Below are 21,192 nucleotides of genomic sequence, written 5' to 3'. Positions count from 1 at the left end.
ACGAACCCCGTAAGGAGTTCGGTTACCTTGATCACATAAGCACGCCTTTTATTTACCGGCGGCCGTATCTTTCGGTGCCGTATTGGTAGTATCAGCAGCAGGGGCTCCTTCTGTAAAGAGCGTACCCTGGGGTGCTTTACCATTGTCGACTTTTGTACCTACCAGTGATTTTACAAAACTGGACAGGTTCTTAATGTCTGTCGGTGAAAATGCTTTTTCCCAGGATTGCATTCCTTTTTCGGGAACACCATACTTGATGGTTTTAAAAATATCATTGATGGTACCGCCATGCAGCCAATAATTATCGGTCAGGTTTGGACCTACGCCCCCTTCACCATTTTGTCCATGACAAACAGAACAGGTTTGAAGGAATTTGGTCTTACCAGTTGCGATACCCGCTGCATCAGCAAGCGTTACGGTTTTTTCATCTACCTGCTCACCAGCTTTAGCCCGGAAGGCTTCTGCCTGTTTAGCAGCATAGGCCAGCTCGGCATTGTATTCCTGGATAGGATCAGGTCCTGTTTTCCAAACATGGAAACGCAGGATATAGAATACCGCCAGGATCAGGGTGATATAAAAACCCCATTTCCACCAGGGTGGCAGGGCATTGTCCAATTCTTTGATGCCGTCGTAATCATGGTCAAGCATCACATCGGCTTCTCTTTCCACAGGCACGGCCCGGGTAAAGAACTTTTTATCCAGCATATTCCAGAAGGATGCAAGGCCTCCGGGTTGTTTCACATAGTTGCCTCCTTTCTTTACTTCACGCATCACATTGCTCATATTGTTCATGATCACGGCCATGACCAATAAAATGAACAGGAGCAACCCGATGATGATCAGGAGAAAGGTTTCATTGGAAATACCACTGGAATTGGCTGCCGGGGCAGCATCCTGTGCCCATCCAAAGGTGCTGAACCCGGTGAGGGCAGCTATCGTAAAAAGCAGTTTTTTATTTCTGATAATCTGTCTCATCCTTAAGCATGTTTAAGATTTTGGAAAGGGTTTTTTTCGTCTGTTGCCCCGTCGTCCTCCAGTGGCAGGTTACTCACCTCGTCCACATATTTCTTATCCATTTTCTTTACATAGTAAAGAACGGCGATAAAGAAAAGGACAAAGATCAAGAGGGAGATCATGGGATAGATCTCTATCCCGCTGATGGTTTCTGCATATTGCCTGATGTATTTCAGCATGATCTTGTTTTTATTGGTTTTCGGCTACTTTTCCTTTTTCAATATCGGTTCCGAGGCGTTGCAAATAGGCGATAATGGCAATGATCTCGCGGTTGGCCGGAACGTTCACACTGTCTTTTGCCAGGTTACCGGCGATCCGGCTGGCTTGCTCCATCAGTTCCTTGTTCGCGATTTGATCATATCCTTTCTCATACGGTACACCCAGGGTTTGCATGGCCCTGATCTTAGCGGCGGTCGTAGAGGTATCCAGATTCTTGTCGATCATGAAAGAATAGCTGGGCATGATCGATCCGGGGCTGATCGCCTGCGGATCATCCATATGGTTGAAATGCCAGAGATCGGATTTCTTGTTGTTCCCAGTTCCTTCTCTTTGCAGATCGGGGCCTGTCCGTTTAGAACCCCATTGGAAGGGGTGGTCATATACAAACTCACCGGCTTTGGAATATTCTCCATACCGTTCGGTTTCCGAACGGAAGGGTCGTATCATTTGGGAGTGACAGAGATAGCAACCTTCCCGCACATAGATATCACGTCCTTGTAACTCAAGCGGGGTATAGGGTTTAACACTCGCGATGGTGGGAATATTTGATTTCACCAGGAAGGTGGGCACCATTTCAACGATACCTCCGATCAGGATCACTACCAGTGACAGCACCAGGAATTGTACGGGCTTGCGCTCGATCCAACGGTGCCAGTGTTCACTTCCATGTTTGTGATAAACTTTTTCCAGTGCAGGCGCTTCGGCTTCTTCATTGGCTACCAGCTTACCTTGTTTGATGGTCATGAACAGGTTGTACATCATGATGATCGCACCAGCCAGGAAGAGTGCACCACCAAAACCACGGGTAGCGAGGAAGGGTTTCAGATAAGTAACTGTTTCCAGGAATTGATATTTCAATTGACCTGTTTCAGTGAACTGTTTCCACATGGATGCCTGTGTAAAGCCAGCCCAGTACATGGGTACGGCGTAGAACAGGATACCCAGTGTGCCGATCCAGAAGTGGATATTGGCCAGGCGTTTTGAATACAGTTGTGTATTGAAAATACGAGGGATCAACCAGTACAGAATACCAAAGGTCAGCATACCATTCCAACCCAAACCGCCAACGTGTACGTGGGCAATGGTCCAGTCGGTAAAGTGGCTGATGGCATTGATGGTCTTGAGCGACAGCATCGGTCCTTCAAAAGTGGACATACCATAAGCGGTTACGGCTACCACCATGAATTTAAGGATCACATCTTCTCTCACTTTATCCCAGGCACCGCGCAGCGTAAGCAAACCATTGATCATACCACCCCAGCTGGGGAAAATAAGAGTAAAGGAGAATACGATACCAAGTGACTGTGCCCAGTTAGGCAATGAAGTATATAACAAGTGGTGAGGGCCTGCCCAGATATAAATGAAAATGAGCGCCCAGAAGTGAATAATGGAAAGACGATACGAGAATACCGGGCGATTGGCTGCCTTAGGCATGAAGTAGTACATCAATCCCAGATAAGGTGTGGTCAGGAAGAAGGCCACCGCATTGTGACCATACCACCATTGTACCAGCGCGTCTTGCACACCAGCATACCAGGAATAACTTTTCAGGAAACTGATGGGCAACTCAAAAGAGTTCACAATATGGAGTACGGCAACTGTTACAAATGTGGCAATGTAGAACCAGATGGCTACATAGAGGTGTCTCTCACGGCGCTTCAGGATGGTAGCAAACATGTTCCATCCAAAAACAACCCAGATAACGGCGATGGCTATATCAATGGGCCACTCCAGTTCTGCATATTCTTTACTGGTAGTAATACCCAGGGGTAGTGTGATGGCCGCTGATACAATGATCAATTGCCAGCCCCAGAAATGGATCTTACCCAGCAGATCACTGGCCATTCTTGTTTTCAGCAATCGTTGTAGCGAATAATAAACACCCATGAAAATACCATTCCCCACAAACGCGAAGATCACCGCATTGGTGTGGAGAGGTCTCAGGCGACCAAAGTTGAAGTAGGGTTGAAGGTTCAGTTCTTTGGGAAATACCAACTGAAAGGCCACCCAGAGACCGACCAACATACCTACAACACCCCAAACAATAGTGGCAATCGCGAAATTGCGCACTATCTTATTGTCGTAACTAAACTTTTCCAGTTGCATGTATGATTGTTTTGGTTTATTAAACGTTTTCTTCTTTTACAGCGGGGGGATCATCAAACAGCATACGCACCGAAGGGGTATAATCATCATCAAACTGACCTCGCTTCACCGATAAGATAAAGGCAAAGAGAAAGATCCCGGCGACGATGATACTCAATGCGATAAGGATGACTAACACGCTCATTTTTATTCAATTGGACACAAATGTATTTTGATACCTACAGGGGGTTTATGACAATTATCAGACAATTCTATGAGGATGGTCAGTTACCCAGGGTTTTACGCGCCACGATAGAACTGGCTACACCGGCGATGACCACGATCGTGATGGTACTGACCGGCATCAGGATGGCCGCTACAAGTGGTGAAAGATTGGCAGATACCGCAAAACTGAGTCCTACGAAATTGTACAGAATGGACACCACGAACCCGATTGTTACAATTCCTTTGCCGGAGCGGGCATAACGGACAAACCCATCCATTTTATTCATTTCGCTGCTGTCAAGAATGGCATCTGAAGCGGGAGTGAACTGGCTGCTGTTCTCGGTAACCGCAATCCCAACATCGCTTTGCTTCAAGGCCCCGGCATCATTAAGACCGTCCCCCAACATCATCACTTTACGTTTGCGTGATTGAAGGGACTTAATATATTCCAGTTTATTTTGAGGAGATTGATTGAAGACCAGCGAGGCTTTTTTTCCAAATATTTGCTGGAGGTTTTCTCTTTCCGCATCGTTATCACCCGAGAGAACATGCAGGTCAAAGCCTTGTGATTCAAACCAGGAAGCCATTTTATCCACTCCCGGCCGATAGCGGTTATGGATGCTATACGCGCCAAGCACCTGGTTATTTATGGATACCCAAACTTCGCTGGTTCCCTGTTCGGCTACTTTTTCCATCCCGCGTACAAAGGAGGAGGAACCCAATCGGATCCGGTTATTGCCAACTCGTCCCTCCACCCCTTTTCCCGCCAATTCTGTAAAGTCTGAAATGGTCATGGGCTCTGTGCCTGTCTCTAAGAGGTGGTTGGCCAAAAGCCGGCTCAGGGGGTGAGCTGATTGTTTGGCGAGGGAGTAAATGGCCCTTTCCTGGTGTTTATCGGGGTTACTTCCCAGAAATTCTATGCGTGCCTGTTGTGTATGCGTAAGGGTGCCGGTTTTATCAAAGACAACGGTATCAATCCTGGCGATCGATTCGATCACCGTAGCATTTTTCAGGTAGAGTTTGTTTCGGCCAAAATGCCTCAACATATTCCCGAAAGTGAATGTGGCCGAGAGGAGCAGCGAACAGGGGCAGGCCACGATCAACGCCGCCGTTACCGCCGGCAGGATCTTCGAAGAGTCCACCGTTGCCCAATAAATAGCTCCCACTCCGGCTACGGTAAAAAGCGTCCAGGTGAAATACCGGCTCCAGGGGTGGACAAATGATTTCTCTACATGCTTCGCTCCGTTGAATACGTCGTTGTTGTTCCATAGCTGTGTGATATAACTCTGTGTAACGGGATTAACTACTTCGATAAGTATAGATCCGCCAGACTGGGTGGCCCCGGCATAAATCAGTTCGCCCTTTCGTTTGATGGATAGGTTATTCTCTCCCGAGACAAAACTATAATCGATACTGGCTTCCCCTTCCAGCAAAATGCCATCGGCGGGAACCATTTCATTATGCCGCACGATGACCCTGTCGCCCTTCTTCAGTTCACTGATGGTGACCGGCGTTTCAACCCCGTCTTTTACCAGGGTAACCCCAAGCGGGAAATAAGATTTATAATCACGGTCAAAGGAAAAAGAATCATAGGTCTTGTCCTGGAACCAGCGGCCGATCAACATGAATAATACCACACCGGTCATGGAATCGAGATAACCCGCGCCGGTGCCTGATAGGATCTCATAGACACTTCGCGAAAAAGTGACCAGGATAGCCAGCGCAATGGGTGCGTCAATATTGAGCCATTTTTGGCGAAGCCCTTTATAAGCCGAAACAAAGAACTCAGACGCGCTATAAAAGAAAACGGGCAGGGCCAGTAAGAGATTCAGGTAGCTGAAAATGCGGACCAGATAGGTTTCGCTGATATTTCCCGAGGAGAAATACTCCGGAAAACTCAGCATCATGATATTGCTAAAGCTAAAGCCCGCTACACCGATCCGGTAGATCTTTTGGCGGTTGACCTTTTTTGTGCGTTTCTTTTCATTGTCATCAAAACTGATATAGGGTTCATATCCCACAAATGCCAGTAGTTCCACTACTTTTCGCAGGGAAGTAACCGAGGTATCAAAGGCAATGAATATTTCTTTGCGCTGAAAATTGGTTTTGGAATGAAGTACACCAGGCTGAATGGCATGAAGGTTTTCCAGCAACCAGATACAGGAGGCGCAGTGCATCTGGGGCAGATAAAAATTCACCTGGCTTTGTTTCCCGTCGGTAAAACGCAGCAGTTTCTTTTGAATGTCCGGGTTGTCGAGATAGGCGAATTTGTCAGAACTGAATTTCCCCTTCACTTTAATACCCGGTGTGTTGCTCAGGTCGTAATAGTTACACAGGCCATTTTCCTGCAGGAGCTCAAACACAAATTTGCACCCTTCACAACAGAAATACTTCTCATCTATGGCAATGGAATGATCACATTTTTCGCCACAATGGTAGCAATGGGTAGTTTCTTTAGTGCCCGGTTTTTTGGGCGCTATTGGAGGTAAGGGAGGGGTTATCGTTTCAATCGCTTCCATAAAAAGACGCCAGTATCCGGCAATGAACAAAGATTGCCGGAAAAGGGGAGCAAGGAAATGAGGGGGGTCAGCCAAAAACCTGAGAAAGGTCAGGCACCTTCGTGTAAACTCCTGTCTGACTTCGTATTTCCGCCCTTGTCGGGCAATTACGTTACAAGTAGTTTTGACTAAACTTGATCCGATGAAGTCGCGAACCGTGAAAAAACTCTATGATTCCCTTAACCCAAGGCTGGGGCCTGAAACCACAGAAACCCTGATTGCTTTTATCGATGAAAAAATAGTTACCGAAATGGATAACCGAATTTCTCATTTAGTGACCAAAAAGGAATTTTGGGAGGCTGAAAAGGCTTCGCTGGAACGTGATAATGAACTGGCTATCCGGATGGAAAAGGGGTTTGCTGATATCGAAAGAAGGTTTACCGTTATTGAAGGGAAATTTGGAAATATCTACAAATGGATGTTTGTATGCTGGATCACTCAAATACTGGCGATTTTCGGTTTCCTGAAGTATTTCCTTCCGTAGTAAGTATCAATAATAGGGACTGATCATCCAATATACCACCACACCTGTCACCGCTACATAAAACCAAACAGGCCAGGTGATCCGCGCCGTTTTTTTATGACGACCAAATTCTCCGGTGAGCCCATAATAGGCTGTATAGAGTATAAAGGGAAGAATGATACCCGCGAGGGGGATATGCGTAAATAAGATCAAATAATAAATGGTCTTTGAAAAACCCTCCCCGCCAAACTTGGTCTCGCCGGCAAAAAGATGATGCGCGATATAACTGACCAAAAACAAGATGGAGAGTACCATGGCCGTCATCATCAGTCGCTTATGCAACATATAATTTTTACCCTTTACCGCCAACAATGCTGCCAATAAAAGAATGGCTACACAGGAATTTATTATCGCATTGGCCTTGGCAAAAATATGTACGTCAAAGCCCAGGTCAACATCCAGACTAATGCGGCCTAAAGCCACCACAGCCGTAAATACGATCAGCGAAAAACTGAGAATAAGGAACCTGGCCTTCTTATCATTCTTTTTCCAAACAGCAGGTAGCATTAATTTTGGTTTTTGGTTTTACGTAAAACAAAGAGAAACAGACCCAGTCCCACCAGGGCCAAAAGAAAAACAACGGCAATCAATTCTAGTTTACCCGAAAAGAAACTTTTCTTGCTCCGGTTCTTCTCCAGGCTCAGAAAAATGATATCATTGGACAAACGGGCGAGGCTTATACTATCCAGCCCATTGTAGTATCCCCGTATGATGCGATCCCCATCAATGAGCACAAATTTATCGGTGTGGATAAAATTGGTATCTACACCCTCCCCATCCACGGCGATCAATTTCATTTCATTGAGCGAAAGGTCATAGATCTGCTTCCGGTCACCGGTCAATAACCACCACATTTCCGGGTTGATCTGAAACCGGTCGGCCCATTTCTTCAATTGCTGAACGGAATCCCGTTCGGGGTCAATACTAAAGGAGATAAAATGGATAAAATCAGGTGTGGTGTTACCTACCCGCTGCGCTTTTTTGATCGAGGTCTGCAGCTTACGCATATTGGCCGTCATTCCGGGGCAAATCGTTGGGCAATGGGTAAAGAAAAAATCGGCCACGATGATCTTATTAAGCGTATCCCCATTTTTTACATACTTCAGGTCGCTCATCGACACTTTCTGCCCCAATTGATTGGTAAAGGTAAAATCAGGGACCCGGTGCCAGGCGGTATCGCTGTACAACTTACCCCTGACCGTATCCACCTCGGTAGAGTCGCTAAAGAATCGGCGGGGCATTTGCACCGCTTCCGAGCTGAACTGTTTTACTACAAAATAACAGATCAGCGGAATGATCAATGCCATCAGAAGGGCCAGAAATGCTTTCTTGTTCACAGGAGATATTTTTATAAAAAAACCACTGCCGGGGCAGTGGTCTTATAGTCATTTAATTCGTTCACGCTGTACCCCGGGACCATCAATGTTTGCCGCTCTTGTGTTCAACGGTCGTGCGCTCCTTGAAATGCGGATCATATTTGTTCCGCAGGTTCTTGTAGGAATTGCCATCAATCAAAAACGCAGCAATGAACCATATAAAAAGCAATAAGGGCACTACGATCGTCATGATCATATTCCGGATCTCATCGCCCAGGTGCATGAATATCGAAACGATATAATAAGCTTTAGCCAGGGTCAGGATACAAACAAGTCCTTTGAACATGAGGACCAACAGTTCACTGGGATTTTCCCCTTTGTGAATGTTATAGATCGCCAAACCGATAGCCAGTTCAATGATCGTGATCACAGACAGAAGGATCGTGGTCTTTCGGATCCGCTTCTTGAACTCCGCATCATCCGTATGATGCTGGAAAGTGATCTCTGGGGAAATGGTATTGTGCTCCATGGGAAAATAGTATTAATTAATTTTTTTGTGGGTTTAGATCAGATAGAAACAAAGGAATACAAATACCCATACAAGGTCTACAAAGTGCCAGTACAATCCGGCCTTCTCGATCATCAGGTAATGACCACGACGGGCAAATACATCTTTTTGTGTCATGATCAACATGATGATATTGATGATGACCCCGGAGAATACGTGAAATCCGTGGAAACCAGTGATACCAAAGAAATAACCGCCAAAAGCAACAGGGCCTGTTTCGCGTACATGTAATTCTGCGGTATTGACCATGGCCAGCAATTGATCTTTGGGCATGGCCACCAGTTGCTCAATGGAGCGGGTAGCATCATGTTCATGTACGAGTCGGGCTAAAACCTGAGGTGTTGAATTCTTCAGCGCATCGGTTACAGCAGCACCATCTACCAGGGGTCCCCAAGGGTTCACACTGGTGGTTTGAGGAAGCAGTTCAATATGACCGCTTACCAGTGTGGCATGTTCCCCGGTCAGCAGGTGGGTCCATTCCCAGGCCTGACAGCCAAGGAAGGCGAGACCTCCTACAATGGTCCAGAACAACCATTTAACTACCCCTTTCTTATCATTGTTATGCCCGGCGTGCACTGCCAATACCATGGTCACCGAGCTGATGATCAGGATAAAGGTCATTACACTCACAAAGGCCAGGGGCAGGTTGGCATGACCGGCACCGGGAAAGGCATTAAACACTACGTTAGGGTCGGGCCAGAAATTCTGAGAAAAGCGGACCGTACCATAAGAGATCAGGAAGGCGCCAAAAGTGAAGGCATCACTCATAAGAAAATACCACATCATGAGTTTGCCATACTCGAGGTTGAATGGGCTCTTACCCCCACTCCACCACTTGGTTTGATGCGCCGTTACTCTAGAAGCCATGTCGTCGTTTTAGGTTTAAATTTTAACTATATGCTTACCCTATCCAGGTAAAGAACACCACCAGGTAGATCCAAAGCAGGTCAACAAAATGCCAATAGGTTGCTGCTACCTCCACCGGGGTATTGCTATAATTTCTTGATCTTCCAAAAAAGGCCTTGATGAACATCACCAACAGGGCGATCACCCCGCCGATCACGTGAACGGCATGCAATCCGGCAATCACATACAGGAACTGCCCTGCACCTGATGCCCCTTTGAATTGTACCCCGCTATCCCATAACTGCCGGAAACCTATCACCTGAAGGGCGACAAACAAAGCCCCCAGCAGGAAGGTTACCGCAATCAGCATCCGGTACCTGCTCATCTCCCTTTGCTTAAAAGAGCGTAATGCCATCTGCACTGTCAGACTGCTTACCAGTATCGCCGCAGTAGAGTACCAGAAAACGGTGGGTAGCGTGATCTCCCGCCATCCCGCCTGGCTGCTCTTGACAATATAGGCACTCGTCAAACCGGCAAACATCATAATGATGCTTCCGATGGCCACCCACAAGGTAAACTTGCTCGGGTGCATTTTCTTTTGTTCTACAGCACTCACGGTATCCATCTCGCTTTTAAATTTTACTCGATTCAACTACACTTTATCGATCAACCAGGCCAGTAAAACCACTGGCAGGTAGATATAACTTCCAAACATGACTCTCCGGGCGGCTTTGGCTTCCATTTCACGGTACAAACGAACCGATTGCCAAAGCATAAACAGGTTGGCTACCGTTACAATGATCGCGCTTACCCAGCCCGTCATTCCCGTCAGATAAGGCGCAAAGCCTATGGGAAACAGCAACAGGGAATAAAGGATCGACTGCAAAGCCGTGTATCGCGTAGGGTCCTTTTCACCTGGCAATAACCGAAAACCCGCAGCCGAATAATCCTTGTGTGCCAGCCAGGCAATCGCCCAGAAATGGGGAAACTGCCATAAAAACTGAAAAGCAAAAAGGATCCAACCCCCTGCCGATAACTGGTCATCTCCCGCAGCCCATCCGATCAAACAAGGCAACGCACCTGGCACAGCTCCAACGATCACTGAAATGGCATTTACTTTCTTTAACGGGGTATAGATAAAAGCATACAGAAACCAACTAAATGCCGCTATCGCCGCCGAAACACCATTGAAGAACCAGGCCAGCAGGAATACACCCGCCACCCCGGTAATGATCGAAAAAGCCCAGCCTTCTGTCACACTCATTCGCCCTGCAGCCACAGGTCGGGATGCAGTACGTTTCATCAACGCATCCGTATCCCGTTCCACTACCTGGTTCACCGCATTTGCGCTTCCGGTTACCAACATACCTGCTATGAATAAAAGCAGGATACTGGTCCAGTCGTAAGCCACCACCTTAGGTGCCAACAGATAGCTGATCACAGCGGAAAAAACCACCATGATGCTGAGGGACATTTTTATGAGTTTACCATAATCCCTGAACTTCCCGGAAATTGTAAAAGAACTCGTTTGGCCCTTCTTGTTATCCTCACTCATCAAAATCTTATCTTCTTTCAGGACCGTATTATTTAATGTTTACTCTCATTTTCACCTACTGGAACCGTTTGGGGGATGAACTCTACACCATCCTTACCATAATCGTACGCCCAACGGTGTACTTCAGGAATCTCTCCTTCCCAGTTACCATGACCCGGGTTGATCGGGGTGGTCCATTCCAAAGTATTCGCTCCCCAGGGGTTCTGGGTACGCACTTTTCTGCCTTTGAAAATTGAATAAAAGAAATTGAATATGAACATCAATTGCACGGCAAATACGACAATGGAAGCCACCGTGATCATTTTATCCAGATCTCCAAACTGGTTAAAGGAGTTCCACGCGGATTTTTCCAGGTAACGACGTGGTACCCCGGCCAATCCCTGATAGTGCATGGGCCAGAAGATCAGGTAGGCACAAATAAAGGTGACCCAGAAATGAATATACCCAAGGGTATTGTTCAAATAACGACCAAACATCTTCGGGAACCAATGGTACACACCGGCAAACATACCAAAGAAGGAAGCCACACCCATTACAATATGGAAGTGGGCCACCACAAACATGGTATCATGCAGGTGAATATCAATGGTGGAGTTACCCAGGAAGATACCGGTCAAACCACCGGAGATGAACAAGCTTACAAAACCAATGGCAAACAGGGTAGCCGGTGTAAACCGGATATTTCCCCGCCATAAGGTGGTAAGCCAGTTAAATACCTTGATGGCCGATGGCACCGCGATCAAAAGCGTTAGCAATACGAAGAAGGCGCCAAGGAAGGGGTTCAACCCTGTGACAAACATATGGTGTGCCCATACCAGGAAGGCGAGGATCGCAATAGCGAACAGAGACCCCACCATGGCCATGTATCCAAAGATCGGTTTACGTGAATTCACACTCAATATCTCAGATACCATGCCCATCGCCGGCAAGAGAATGATATACACTTCGGGGTGTCCAAGGAACCAGAACAAGTGCTGGTAAAGAATGGCGCTACCTCCTTCATTGGAAAGGATCTCTCCATTCACCACGATATCACTCAGGTAGAAGCTGGTACCCAGGTTACGGTCGAACAAGAGCAGGATGGCACCGGACAACAATACCGGGAAAGACAATACGCCAAGTACAGCGGTAAAGAACATGGCCCACATGGTCAACGGCATACGCGTCATGCTCATACCCTTGGTACGCATATTCAATACAGTAGAGATATAGTTCAACCCTCCAAGGAGAGAAGAAACAATAAACAGGGCCATACTCACCAACCACAGGTCTGCTCCCAGTTTGGAGCCCAGTCCCGCCTGCGGAACAGCGCTCAACGGTGGGTACATGGTCCATCCACCGCTCGCGGGACCTGTTTCAATAAACAAAGATCCGATCATCACCATGCTGGCCAGGAAGAAGAACCAGTAAGACAACATGTTCAGGAAGGGAGATGCCATATCACGCGCACCGATCTGCAGCGGAATAAGCAGGTTGGCGAAAGTTCCGCTCAATCCGGCAGTCAATACGAAGAATACAAGAACGGTACCGTGCATGGTCACCAGGGCATAATAGAATTCAGGAAGGATCTTTCCCCCTTGCGCCCATTTACCAAAGAAGGTTTCCAGGATCGGAAAACTTTGGTCAGGATAACCAAGTTGCAAGCGGAACAGCACGGAGAATAATCCTCCAATGATGGCCCAGATCATCCCTGTGATGAGGAACTGGCGGGCGATCATCTTGTGATCCATGCTGAAGATATACTTGCTGACAAAGGTTTCGTGATGGTGATGATGACCATCATGACCATTGTGGTGTTCTGTCACTGCATGTGCATGCATACTTGCTTCAGTACTCATAATCGTTGTTTAATCGTCGTATTTAAACGCGTGATCAGTTTTCTTTAAATATCAGGGTTGCAAAACGGAAGCCAATACTTTAGTTGTATCAGCTGCCGGGGCTTCTGGTTTTTTAATAGTTGGATCCTTATCCGGGTTGGCTACAAGGTACTGGGGTTTCATTCCAGCCAGATAGCGGTCAAACTCTTCTTGTGTCTCTACCACAATTGTACCCCGCATGCTGTAGTGCCCGCGGCCACACATTTGATCACAGGAGATCTCGTACACAAAATTCTCTCCGTATTTCTCCTTCATCTGCTTGGTCGTGAACTTAGGGGTGAACCACATTGTAGTGGGAGTTCCCGGTACGGCGTCCATCTTCATCCGGAAATGAACCAGTCCCACATCATGGATCACATCTTTGGCGGTGATCACCATTTTAACTGGTTTACCTACCACAAGGTGCAATTCCTGTGTAGCATAGATATCATCGTGATTGGCTTTATCCTCCCAAAGTTGACCCAGGGGGTTATTCTTTGCTTCGTTGGTTTCCTTATAATAACGTTTACCCAATTCGCCATCCTTTCCTGGATAACGGAACTCCCAGCCAAACTGCTTTCCGGTCACTTCCACCACCATTGCGTCTTTAGGCGCTTCACCCGTGATGCCAAACCAATAATAGATACCAAAACCCACCAGTACGGTCAATGCAATGGCCGGAATAACGGTCCAGATCAACTCCAATTTATTATCATGGGGGAAATAGTAAGGCGTACGTCTATCTGATTCCTGGTATTTATAGGCAAACCAGAAAAGTAATACCTGCGTCAGAACGAAAACCACAAAGGTCAGGGCCAGGGTGATATAAAGCATGGTATCGATCTTCTCCCCGTGGTTTGAAGCCGCTTCACCAAGGATGGTGCCTTTCAGTTTTTCATTACAATAATAAACCCCGAAAAGGCCGACGATCAGGAACGCCAGCATCAGGAAGCCATTTACCTTATTGCTTTGTTTACGGGCATTCTCTTCTCCACGCATCACCGACACATATTCACTGGCCTTCGCGATCTGGAAGGTGATCAGGAACCCGAGTACAAGAATGGCTATGACAAAGAAAGTAGACATAATCGTTGATTTCTATATACGTTTTACAAATATCGTCGTCTAAAAGCTTGCTTATGTGTGATGTATAACACTCTCTTTGAAAAAGGGGTGGTTCTTTGCCACAAGCGGCGCTTTTGCCAGCGCGCGGGCGGTCAGGAACATGATCAGTCCGACAAACCCAAGCGCAATCCCCAGATCATATAACATCATCGGAACATGATCGTTCGAAATAGCCGGATGAACCATTTGGAAAAAATCCAGCCAGTGACCGAATATGATCAAAACAGCCATAAAGGTCACAATCGTATAGTTCCGCTTCGAATCGCGTGTCATCAGAATAAGCAGGGGCGAAATGAAGTTGATGATCAGGTTCAGGAAGAAAATGCTTTTATAAGGCCCTTGTACACGCGGCTCAAAATACGTGGTCTCCTCCGGAATGTTTGCATACCAGATCAGCATGTACTGAGAGAACCAGAGGTAGGTCCAGAACACAGAGAACGCGAACATGAATTTACCCAGGTCATGCAGGTGCTCGTTGTTGGTGTATTCCAGGTATCCTTTATTTTTCAAATACACTACATATAAAGCGATGAGTGCCATACCGGAAACAAAGGTGCTGGCAAAAGTGTACCAGGAATACATGGTGCTGTACCAGTGAGCGTCAATACTCATCAACCAGAGCCAGGGGATGGTGGACATCACGGTAAGGGCAAACACGACCATGTAAAGGGCGGCCCATACGGTATTTTTCCAAACATATTTCTTGCCCTCTTCCACATTCAGGGGCTTATTGTCTGTTTCACGGGAGAGGCTTCTCATTTTCCAACCCAATACCGACCAAAGAACCACAGTCAGCACAGTCCAAACTGCAAAGAAAGTTTTGTTCAGGAAACCCGATTTATGCGAAAGGATCGCATCATGCTTGACGTGCTCGGTATCGGTCCAGTGGTAGATCGTATGGTTATCACTAAAAACGATGGCCAGCAAGATGGCCACACCGATGACACCGATCACCGGAACGGCTGCGGAAATGGCTTCAGCCACCCGGCGGAAACTCATTTGCCATCCGCCCCAGGCCAGGGTCGTGGCACAGATAAAGAACATTGCGGCATTAACCACCAGCAGGAAGAACACACTGTTCTGTAACAGGCTGGCCCAAAAGCGGGCGCTTTCGTGTTGATCGCTGCTGGCCCCATGGGTGATATAGAGGAGTACAATGGATAAGGCACCCACTCCCATCAAAGCAAAGGACCAGAGGTTGTACTTTTTCGGAATTTCAAAATGTTCCCGGATAGCCATCAGTTGTCTTTTAATTGATTCGTCAATGAGAATTTCTTATTTACCAGCTGCAGTACCGGCAGCGGCTGTTGTATCAACAGCAACCGTTGCAGCAGGGGCTTTCAGCCCTTGTTTGTCTTTAATATAATGAATGATCATCCAACGTTGCTTGGTGGTCAATTGCGAAGCATAAGACCCCATCGCGTTCTTACCATAGGTCACCGAATGAAACATAGTGCCTTCTTTCATGTCCTTCATCAACTGATCCATAAAGTTCTTGGGGGCTGATGTATACGGGCCATTGCCATCATTATACAGCGGACCATTGCCATCCAGCTTGGAACCATGACAGATACCGCAATTGATCAGGTATAAACGTTCGGCTTCCTTCATATCTCCTTCACTGAGTGCTGGCAAGGGGTTGGGTATGCCGGCAGACAATGCGTATCCGAGCGAATCATTCTTATACGGATAAGCAGGCATTTCTCCAACGGCCACAGTACCGGCTACCGGCTGGGCATTGTAGAAAATTTTCTCCCCGGCTTCAGCCATTTTCTGCGTGAACTGGGTGCTATCCAATTCCCCGTAGGTCTCATAAGCCCTGCTGTACGACATGTCGGGCATATATACACGACCCGGATCGCGTCTTACATTATTACAGGCAGCCAGGATAAAAAGGGCAATTACCGTTCCCGCTGTCAAAATATTTTTTCTCATCAGGCGTATATTATTAATAGTTCTTCGCGATTTGATTTATGCTGTGGCTTCCGCTTCTTTTTCTTGCTGGAATGGTCTTTCGTCTTTGTCATACCTACCCAGCCACCAACGGGTTTCCCTTACCTGAACCGATACATCCTGGGCACCGGCACTTTGCAGGAATGCCATGGCTTCCGCTTCGTTGGTCTTGTCTGTACATTCCAAAGCCATTACAAACGTATCGTCGGTAGAACGGGGATTGAAATGGTCTTTCTTTACAAAGGGGGCCAACTGGCAGAGATAACAGAAGGTCAGTACCATTCCTACTGCGGCAAACAATACCGTCAACTCAAAGGTGATAGGAATCCAGGCCGGAAGGGAGAAAAAGGGCTTACCACCGATATTCAAAGGCCAGTCAATTGTCAGGGCCCAGGTAATAAAGGTTACGGCCGTTGTGGTTCCGGAGATACCATAGATGAAGCCGGCGGTGTGCAAACTCGTATCACGCAAACCCATTTCCTTATCCAGTCCATGGATCGGGAAAGGAGTAAACACATCGTGGATCTTGTAACCGGCCTTTCTCACCTTTTTAACGGCGGGGAAAAGCACCGCTTCATCATAAAAATTACCAACTACAAATTTCTGCTCAGCCATTATATCAGCTTTAATAGTTTCTTTTAATTATTAAGCGCCATGATCATGCGAATGATCGTGTCCGAACTCCTCGGGTTTCTGGGTTTCCAGTTGTGCCATGTTTGCTTTGAAGCTTTCTCCATTCTTCTTCAGGATATGCTTGATCTCCGCAAGCGCGATAACCGGGAAGAATTTGGAGAACAGGAAATAACAGGTAAAGAACAACCCGAATGTTCCCATATAGAACCCTACCTCCCAGATGGTGGGGGTATAATAGGTACTCCAGCTACTGGGCAAATAATCGCGGTAGATGGAAGTAACGATGATCACAAAACGCTCGAACCACATACCGATATTCACGAGGATCGACATGAAGAATGTCACTGTCAGGTTTCTTCTCATTTTGCGGAACCAGAAGATCTGTGGCGACAATACGTTACAACCCATCATAATCCAGTAACTCCATCCATAGGGTGAGTTCAGGTTTACACGGTTCTCCTTGAAGGCGTACCACTCATAGGAGTTAGCGCCATACCAGGCAATGAATAACTCGGTGAGATAGGCGATACCGACGATCGAACCGGTCAACACGATCACCTTGTTCATTACGTCAATATGCTCCATCGTGATATAGTCTTCCAATCCGAGTACTTTGCGGGTAACCACCAAAAGGGTTTGCACCATGGCGAAACCGGAGAAGATGGCACCTGCCACGAAATAAGGAGGGAAGATGGTGGTATGCCAACCGGGAATGACCGAAGTGGCAAAGTCAAATGATACGATCGTGTGCACTGAAAGTACGAGGGGAGTTGACAAACCCGCCAATACCAGCGAGAGCGCTTCATGCCGTTGCCAGTGTTTGGTACTACCGGTCCAACCAAATGCAGCCACTCCATAAAACATCTTTCTCCACTTTTCCCTGGCCCGGTCGCGCAGTGTGGCCAGATCGGGAAGCAAACCGGAATACCAGAATAAAAGAGATACAGTGAAATACGTTGAGATCGCGAATACGTCCCACAACAAGGGTGAGTTAAAGTTCACCCACAACGGACCACGCGTATTCGGATAAGGCAATACAAAGAAGGCATCCCACACACGACCCATGTGCCAGATCGGGAACTGACCGGCGCACATTACCGCAAAGATGGTCATGGCCTCCGCGGCACGGTTTACACCGGTACGCCATCCCTGACGGAAGAGCAAAAGGATCGCGGAGATCAGGGTACCGGCGTGACCAATACCTACCCACCAAACAAAGTTGGTGATGTCCCAACCCCAACCGATCGTCTTGTTCAGGTTCCACTGACCCGTACCGTAGATAACCTCCACCGTTACGGAAACGATACCAAAAACAAGAAGCGCTACGGAGATCAGGAAACCGATCCACCACAGCCGGGAAGGTCTAGCCTCCACCGGACGGCAGATATCTTCCGTTACCTGGTGATAATCCTTTGTACCATCGACCAATGGGGCCCGTACCTGAGATTCGTATCTGAGTAATGCCATGTTGTGTACTTTGAGCTGTGAGCTATTCGCTGTTGGCTTTTTTTCTTATTTGAAATTGACCTTTACTTTCTTTTAATGTGCCGGCGCGGCATGTTCTGTTTTTTTGGCTTCACCTTCCGCGGCTGCATGGTGGTCACCGGATTCAATGATCTCTTCTGTGTTCCGGATCTTGGCCAGGTAGCTTACGTTTGGCAACGTGTGCAACTGCTCGATCACATAGAACAGGCGCTGATCATTCTCCTCCCGTACCTTGGTGATGCGGCTCTCGGCATCATGCACATTTCCGAATACGATCGCATCGGAAGGGCAGGCTGTCATACAAGCTGTCTTGGCATCGCCATCGGCCAATACCCTGTTCTCCTTCTTCGCGGTGAGTTTGGCTTCCTGCAAACGTTGTACGCAGAAAGAACATTTTTCAATCACCCCGCGGCTTCTTACGGTCACATCAGGATTCAATACCATCCGGGAAAGGCTGTCGCCCATCTGGTGAACCACCGGATCAAGTTTACCTACGATCTGCTGATCCTGGTTATTCGGGAAGCTATCTGCTCCGGTATAATCAGCCCAGTTAAAACGACGTACTTTATACGGACAGTTGTTGGCGCAATAACGGGTACCGATACAACGGTTATAGGTCATCTGGTTCAGCCCCTCCATGCTATGGTTGGTGGCTGCTACCGGACAAACGTTTTCGCAAGGCGCATTGTCGCAATGCTGACAAAGCATGGGTTGGAACACCACTGCTTTTACATCATCCGGATTTTGTTCGTCGGTCACAAAATACCGGTCAATACGCAACCAGTGCATATCGTGGTAGCGCATCACTTCGCTGCGTCCTACCACCGGAATATTGTTCTCCGCATTACAAGCCACCACACAGGCACCACAGCCAAAACAGCTGTTCATGTCAATGCTCATTCCCCATTTCAAACCCGGTTGGGTATGCTGAGGGTAAATGGTCGCTTCTTTGCGATAGTCGCCTGTTTTAGGGGCAAAATCTTCTGCGAGTTTCTCGCGGTATTTTTTAAACTGGTTGGGATCTTTCTTAAAGGTGGCCAATGTGGTCTCACGCACTACTTCAAAACGGTCTTCGTAAGAACCGTGGATCTGTGTCTGCGCGATCTTATAGGTTTCATTAACCTTGGCTACTTCAACGGAAGCGTTCATCATTTCCGTTGTTGTACCGTTAAAGGATTTGAATCCAAATACATTCTTACCTGTTCCACCGGCGGTCATACCCAGCTTCTCCGAACGTCCATATCCCACGGCAATCGCAATGGTATGCGGATCCATTCCGGGAATCACGAGCACCGGCAGGTTGATGGCTTCGCCACCGTTGCCTTTGATCGAGATAACAGGTTTGGAAGGGAAAAATTCGTAATTATTGATTTCTTTTTCGTTCTTCTTGTCGGTGAGATCAAGACCCAGTAATTCTTTGGCCATGGTCATGGACATCATGGCGTAGTTGTCCCAGGTCGCTTTGGTAATAGGATCGGGCAGTTCCTGTAACCAGGGGTTGGTGGCCTGTTTACCGGTTCCGATCGATACTTTTTGATAAAGTACCAGTTCAGCGGCACCGCCTTTTTTGTATCCACCGATCGCCGCAGCGGCAGCGGCTACACCTGCACCATTAAAGGAACCAGAAGTGGCACCACCTGCGGCGGGTTCAACAACTCCGTTTTGCAGGGCAGCATCCAGACTGGCTACTTTACCGGTCCAATAATTCCGGAAATAAGTTTCATAATCCGTACCGTCGCCAAACCATTTCAGCAGAGAGGTCTGCATATAGCGGGTTTTGAAAAGCGGATGGATCGTTGGTTGAATAAAGCTATAATATCCTGATTTAGGCTCTGCATCTCCCCAGCTTTCCAGGAAGTGGTGTGTAGGGATGATGTATTTGCAGAGCTCAGAGGTCTCGTCCAGTTTTTCACCAAAAGAAACAGTGAGTTTCACTTTGGCCAATGCCTTTTTGAATTTATCCGCATTGTGGTATTCATACACCGGGTTGGCGCCATGTACCATAAGCGCACCCACTGTACCGGCTTCCATATCTGCTACCAGTTGCTCCATCTGGCTATCGATACCCTGGCGATAATTCAGGGTAGATGACCAATCGATGGTAGTACCATAGGCACCGATCAGGCTGTTGATGGCGTTCACGATCAGTTGAACATTCACATCATTGCTGCCCGAAACCACCAGGGCATTACCCATATGTGCTTTCAGGTCGGCAGCGGCTTTTGCAATTCCTTTTTTCACATTATCCGAAACCGTTGCACTGGCAGTGCCACCCAGGGCGGCATAAAGTGCCAGGGCTACAGCACCTGTTTCAGAAGGACGATGTGTAAAGCGTTCGTCGGCATTGGCACCGGTAGTGCTCATATGGCTTTCGAACTGATAGTGTTTACCCATCTCCGGGTTCTTCTCATTGATCTTGCGGGTCTTGGACCAGCCACGGGAAAATTCCACAGGGCTCAGCCAGGTTGCCAGAAAATCGGCGCCGAGGCTTACCACCACTTTGGCTTTGCTGAAATGATAAGAAGGGATGGCGCGGCTGCCAAAACTGGCTTCGTTGGCCAGCAGCATGCCGCTATACGAATCAGCATCGAATTGAACGTGCTGAATGTTTGGAAACTGGACGATTAGCGCTTTTGTCGAAGGAGAAACCAGGGTGCTGGTCAGCAATACTGCTTTTCCTGTTCCCAGGGCAGCCAATTGCTCGGCAATGGTCTTATCCAATTTTTCAAAAGAAGGCACCTCTTCATAACTAACGGTATCTCCTTTTACAATGCGCTCTTTGGGGTGACGAAGACGGTTGGTATCATACAGGTCAAGCACGGATGCTTGTGCGCGGGCAGATGTACCACCTTCGGTAAATGAGCAAAGCGTATTCCCTTCGATCTTGATCGGGCGGCCATCACGTACTTTGGCCAATACCGGTATCACATCTCCATCCTGCACATAGGTAGTGGCATAGTATTTTGCCACTCCGGGAACCACATTCTCCGGTTTGTTGGCAAATGGGATGGCCTTCCGTACCGGTGTTTTACAACTGGCCAGTGTAGCGGCAGCTGTGCTAAATCCCAGGTATTTCAGGAAATCGCGACGCGGAGCGGAGGCATCCAACCAACCTTTTCCGTTCGCGTCTTCAAAGGGAAGTTCTTCCTGGAATTCGTTCTGGATCTTTTTCTCATACTCCTCACTGTTCGCCAACTCACTAAAACTTTGCCAGTACTTTTTATCGCTCAT

General features: G+C 47.5%; 19 protein-coding genes. 1 reads left to right on the top strand and 18 read right to left on the bottom strand.

Translation table 11 applies throughout. From position 1 onward, the window contains the following. Positions 1-48: 48 nt before the first annotated feature. From J0M30_03215 to J0M30_03195, 5 genes are all read right to left on the bottom strand, one after another. Complete coding sequence (locus J0M30_03215) at positions 49-975, bottom strand: c-type cytochrome (GenBank protein MBN8666485.1); 927 nt, start codon at positions 973-975, stop codon at positions 49-51. A gap of 2 nt (positions 976-977) precedes the next feature. After that, complete coding sequence (locus J0M30_03210; GenBank protein ID MBN8666484.1) at positions 978-1,193, bottom strand: cbb3-type cytochrome c oxidase subunit 3; 216 nt, start codon at positions 1,191-1,193, stop codon at positions 978-980. A gap of 10 nt (positions 1,194-1,203) precedes the next feature. Next, complete coding sequence (gene ccoN, locus J0M30_03205) at positions 1,204-3,339, bottom strand: cytochrome-c oxidase, cbb3-type subunit I (protein MBN8666483.1); 2,136 nt, start codon at positions 3,337-3,339, stop codon at positions 1,204-1,206. Between the two features lie 19 nt (positions 3,340-3,358). Further along, positions 3,359-3,523, bottom strand: coding sequence for a cbb3-type cytochrome oxidase assembly protein CcoS (gene ccoS / locus J0M30_03200; protein ID MBN8666482.1), 165 nt, complete (start codon positions 3,521-3,523; stop codon positions 3,359-3,361). 79 nt (positions 3,524-3,602) lie between these two features. Beyond that, on the bottom strand, positions 3,603-6,062 hold the full coding sequence (locus J0M30_03195; GenBank protein ID MBN8666481.1) for a heavy metal translocating P-type ATPase metal-binding domain-containing protein: 2,460 nt from the start codon (positions 6,060-6,062) through the stop codon (positions 3,603-3,605). 181 nt (positions 6,063-6,243) lie between these two features. Here J0M30_03195 and J0M30_03190 point away from each other — a divergent pair, with 181 nt between their 5' ends. After that, the gene (locus J0M30_03190) at positions 6,244-6,585 is read left to right on the top strand and encodes a hypothetical protein (protein MBN8666480.1); all 342 of its coding nucleotides are present in this window, start codon (positions 6,244-6,246) and stop codon (positions 6,583-6,585) included. A gap of 6 nt (positions 6,586-6,591) precedes the next feature. Here the strand turns inward: J0M30_03190 and J0M30_03185 are convergent, their stop codons facing one another. The 13 genes from J0M30_03185 to J0M30_03125 form a co-directional block, all read right to left on the bottom strand. Then, positions 6,592-7,131 (bottom strand): DUF420 domain-containing protein, encoded by a 540-nt coding sequence (locus J0M30_03185; protein ID MBN8666479.1) that lies wholly within the window; start codon positions 7,129-7,131, stop codon positions 6,592-6,594. Next, positions 7,131-7,961 carry an SCO family protein gene (locus tag J0M30_03180; protein MBN8666478.1) on the bottom strand — a complete coding sequence of 277 codons (831 nt, stop codon included), beginning with the start codon at positions 7,959-7,961 and terminating at the stop codon, positions 7,131-7,133. The genes J0M30_03185 and J0M30_03180 overlap by 1 nt, the downstream gene beginning before the upstream one ends. 82 nt (positions 7,962-8,043) lie before the next feature. Next, positions 8,044-8,469, bottom strand: coding sequence for a cytochrome C oxidase subunit IV family protein (locus J0M30_03175; GenBank protein MBN8666477.1), 426 nt, complete (start codon positions 8,467-8,469; stop codon positions 8,044-8,046). Positions 8,470-8,502: 33 nt separating this feature from the next. Then, positions 8,503-9,375: a cytochrome c oxidase subunit 3 gene (locus J0M30_03170; protein MBN8666476.1), complete on the bottom strand. Its 873-nt coding sequence runs from the start codon at positions 9,373-9,375 to the stop codon at positions 8,503-8,505. A gap of 34 nt (positions 9,376-9,409) precedes the next feature. Continuing rightward, on the bottom strand, positions 9,410-9,979 hold the full coding sequence (locus J0M30_03165) for a heme-copper oxidase subunit III (GenBank protein ID MBN8666475.1): 570 nt from the start codon (positions 9,977-9,979) through the stop codon (positions 9,410-9,412). Between the two features lie 27 nt (positions 9,980-10,006). Continuing rightward, positions 10,007-10,909, bottom strand: coding sequence for a heme o synthase (gene cyoE, locus J0M30_03160; protein ID MBN8666474.1), 903 nt, complete (start codon positions 10,907-10,909; stop codon positions 10,007-10,009). A gap of 32 nt (positions 10,910-10,941) precedes the next feature. Beyond that, the gene (locus J0M30_03155) at positions 10,942-12,747 is read right to left on the bottom strand and encodes a cbb3-type cytochrome c oxidase subunit I (protein MBN8666473.1); all 1,806 of its coding nucleotides are present in this window, start codon (positions 12,745-12,747) and stop codon (positions 10,942-10,944) included. A 51-nt stretch (positions 12,748-12,798) separates the two neighbouring features. Further along, on the bottom strand, positions 12,799-13,851 hold the full coding sequence (locus tag J0M30_03150) for a cytochrome c oxidase subunit II (GenBank protein MBN8666472.1): 1,053 nt from the start codon (positions 13,849-13,851) through the stop codon (positions 12,799-12,801). Positions 13,852-13,902: 51 nt separating this feature from the next. Further along, on the bottom strand, positions 13,903-15,129 hold the full coding sequence (locus J0M30_03145; GenBank protein MBN8666471.1) for a quinol:cytochrome C oxidoreductase: 1,227 nt from the start codon (positions 15,127-15,129) through the stop codon (positions 13,903-13,905). A 36-nt stretch (positions 15,130-15,165) separates the two neighbouring features. Further along, positions 15,166-15,825: a cytochrome c gene (locus J0M30_03140; protein ID MBN8666470.1), complete on the bottom strand. Its 660-nt coding sequence runs from the start codon at positions 15,823-15,825 to the stop codon at positions 15,166-15,168. 36 nt (positions 15,826-15,861) lie between these two features. Beyond that, positions 15,862-16,458: a DUF3341 domain-containing protein gene (locus tag J0M30_03135; protein ID MBN8666469.1), complete on the bottom strand. Its 597-nt coding sequence runs from the start codon at positions 16,456-16,458 to the stop codon at positions 15,862-15,864. A gap of 30 nt (positions 16,459-16,488) precedes the next feature. Then, positions 16,489-17,943 carry a polysulfide reductase NrfD gene (gene nrfD / locus J0M30_03130; GenBank protein ID MBN8666468.1) on the bottom strand — a complete coding sequence of 485 codons (1,455 nt, stop codon included), beginning with the start codon at positions 17,941-17,943 and terminating at the stop codon, positions 16,489-16,491. A gap of 72 nt (positions 17,944-18,015) precedes the next feature. Then, on the bottom strand, positions 18,016-21,192 hold the full coding sequence (locus J0M30_03125; protein MBN8666467.1) for a TAT-variant-translocated molybdopterin oxidoreductase: 3,177 nt from the start codon (positions 21,190-21,192) through the stop codon (positions 18,016-18,018).

The organism is Chitinophagales bacterium (genome assembly GCA_017303415.1).
GTDB lineage: Bacteria > Bacteroidota > Bacteroidia > Chitinophagales > Chitinophagaceae > SpSt-398.
The sequence above is the reverse complement of the archived record's forward strand: the minus strand, read 5'-3'. Positions and strand labels throughout refer to the sequence as shown.

Excerpts from the sequence above, each read along its gene's own strand:
- J0M30_03145 (MBN8666471.1), bottom strand. The coding sequence starts at position 15,129 with ATGGCTATCCGGGAACATTTTGAAATTCCGAAAAAGTACAACCTCTGG.
- J0M30_03195 (MBN8666481.1), bottom strand. The coding sequence starts at position 6,062 with ATGGAAGCGATTGAAACGATAACCCCTCCCTTACCTCCAATAGCGCCC.
- nrfD (MBN8666468.1), bottom strand. The coding sequence starts at position 17,943 with ATGGCATTACTCAGATACGAATCTCAGGTACGGGCCCCATTGGTCGAT.
- J0M30_03190 (MBN8666480.1), top strand. The coding sequence starts at position 6,244 with ATGAAGTCGCGAACCGTGAAAAAACTCTATGATTCCCTTAACCCAAGG.
- J0M30_03170 (MBN8666476.1), bottom strand. The coding sequence starts at position 9,375 with ATGGCTTCTAGAGTAACGGCGCATCAAACCAAGTGGTGGAGTGGGGGT.
- ccoN (MBN8666483.1), bottom strand. The coding sequence starts at position 3,339 with ATGCAACTGGAAAAGTTTAGTTACGACAATAAGATAGTGCGCAATTTC.
- J0M30_03185 (MBN8666479.1), bottom strand. The coding sequence starts at position 7,131 with ATGCTACCTGCTGTTTGGAAAAAGAATGATAAGAAGGCCAGGTTCCTT.
- J0M30_03165 (MBN8666475.1), bottom strand. The coding sequence starts at position 9,979 with ATGGATACCGTGAGTGCTGTAGAACAAAAGAAAATGCACCCGAGCAAG.
- J0M30_03210 (MBN8666484.1), bottom strand. The coding sequence starts at position 1,193 with ATGCTGAAATACATCAGGCAATATGCAGAAACCATCAGCGGGATAGAG.
- J0M30_03215 (MBN8666485.1), bottom strand. The coding sequence starts at position 975 with ATGAGACAGATTATCAGAAATAAAAAACTGCTTTTTACGATAGCTGCC.
- J0M30_03125 (MBN8666467.1), bottom strand. The coding sequence starts at position 21,192 with ATGAGCGATAAAAAGTACTGGCAAAGTTTTAGTGAGTTGGCGAACAGT.
- J0M30_03135 (MBN8666469.1), bottom strand. The coding sequence starts at position 16,458 with ATGGCTGAGCAGAAATTTGTAGTTGGTAATTTTTATGATGAAGCGGTG.
- J0M30_03150 (MBN8666472.1), bottom strand. The coding sequence starts at position 13,851 with ATGTCTACTTTCTTTGTCATAGCCATTCTTGTACTCGGGTTCCTGATC.
- ccoS (MBN8666482.1), bottom strand. The coding sequence starts at position 3,523 with ATGAGCGTGTTAGTCATCCTTATCGCATTGAGTATCATCGTCGCCGGG.
- cyoE (MBN8666474.1), bottom strand. The coding sequence starts at position 10,909 with ATGAGTGAGGATAACAAGAAGGGCCAAACGAGTTCTTTTACAATTTCC.
- J0M30_03155 (MBN8666473.1), bottom strand. The coding sequence starts at position 12,747 with ATGAGTACTGAAGCAAGTATGCATGCACATGCAGTGACAGAACACCAC.
- J0M30_03175 (MBN8666477.1), bottom strand. The coding sequence starts at position 8,469 with ATGGAGCACAATACCATTTCCCCAGAGATCACTTTCCAGCATCATACG.
- J0M30_03140 (MBN8666470.1), bottom strand. The coding sequence starts at position 15,825 with ATGAGAAAAAATATTTTGACAGCGGGAACGGTAATTGCCCTTTTTATC.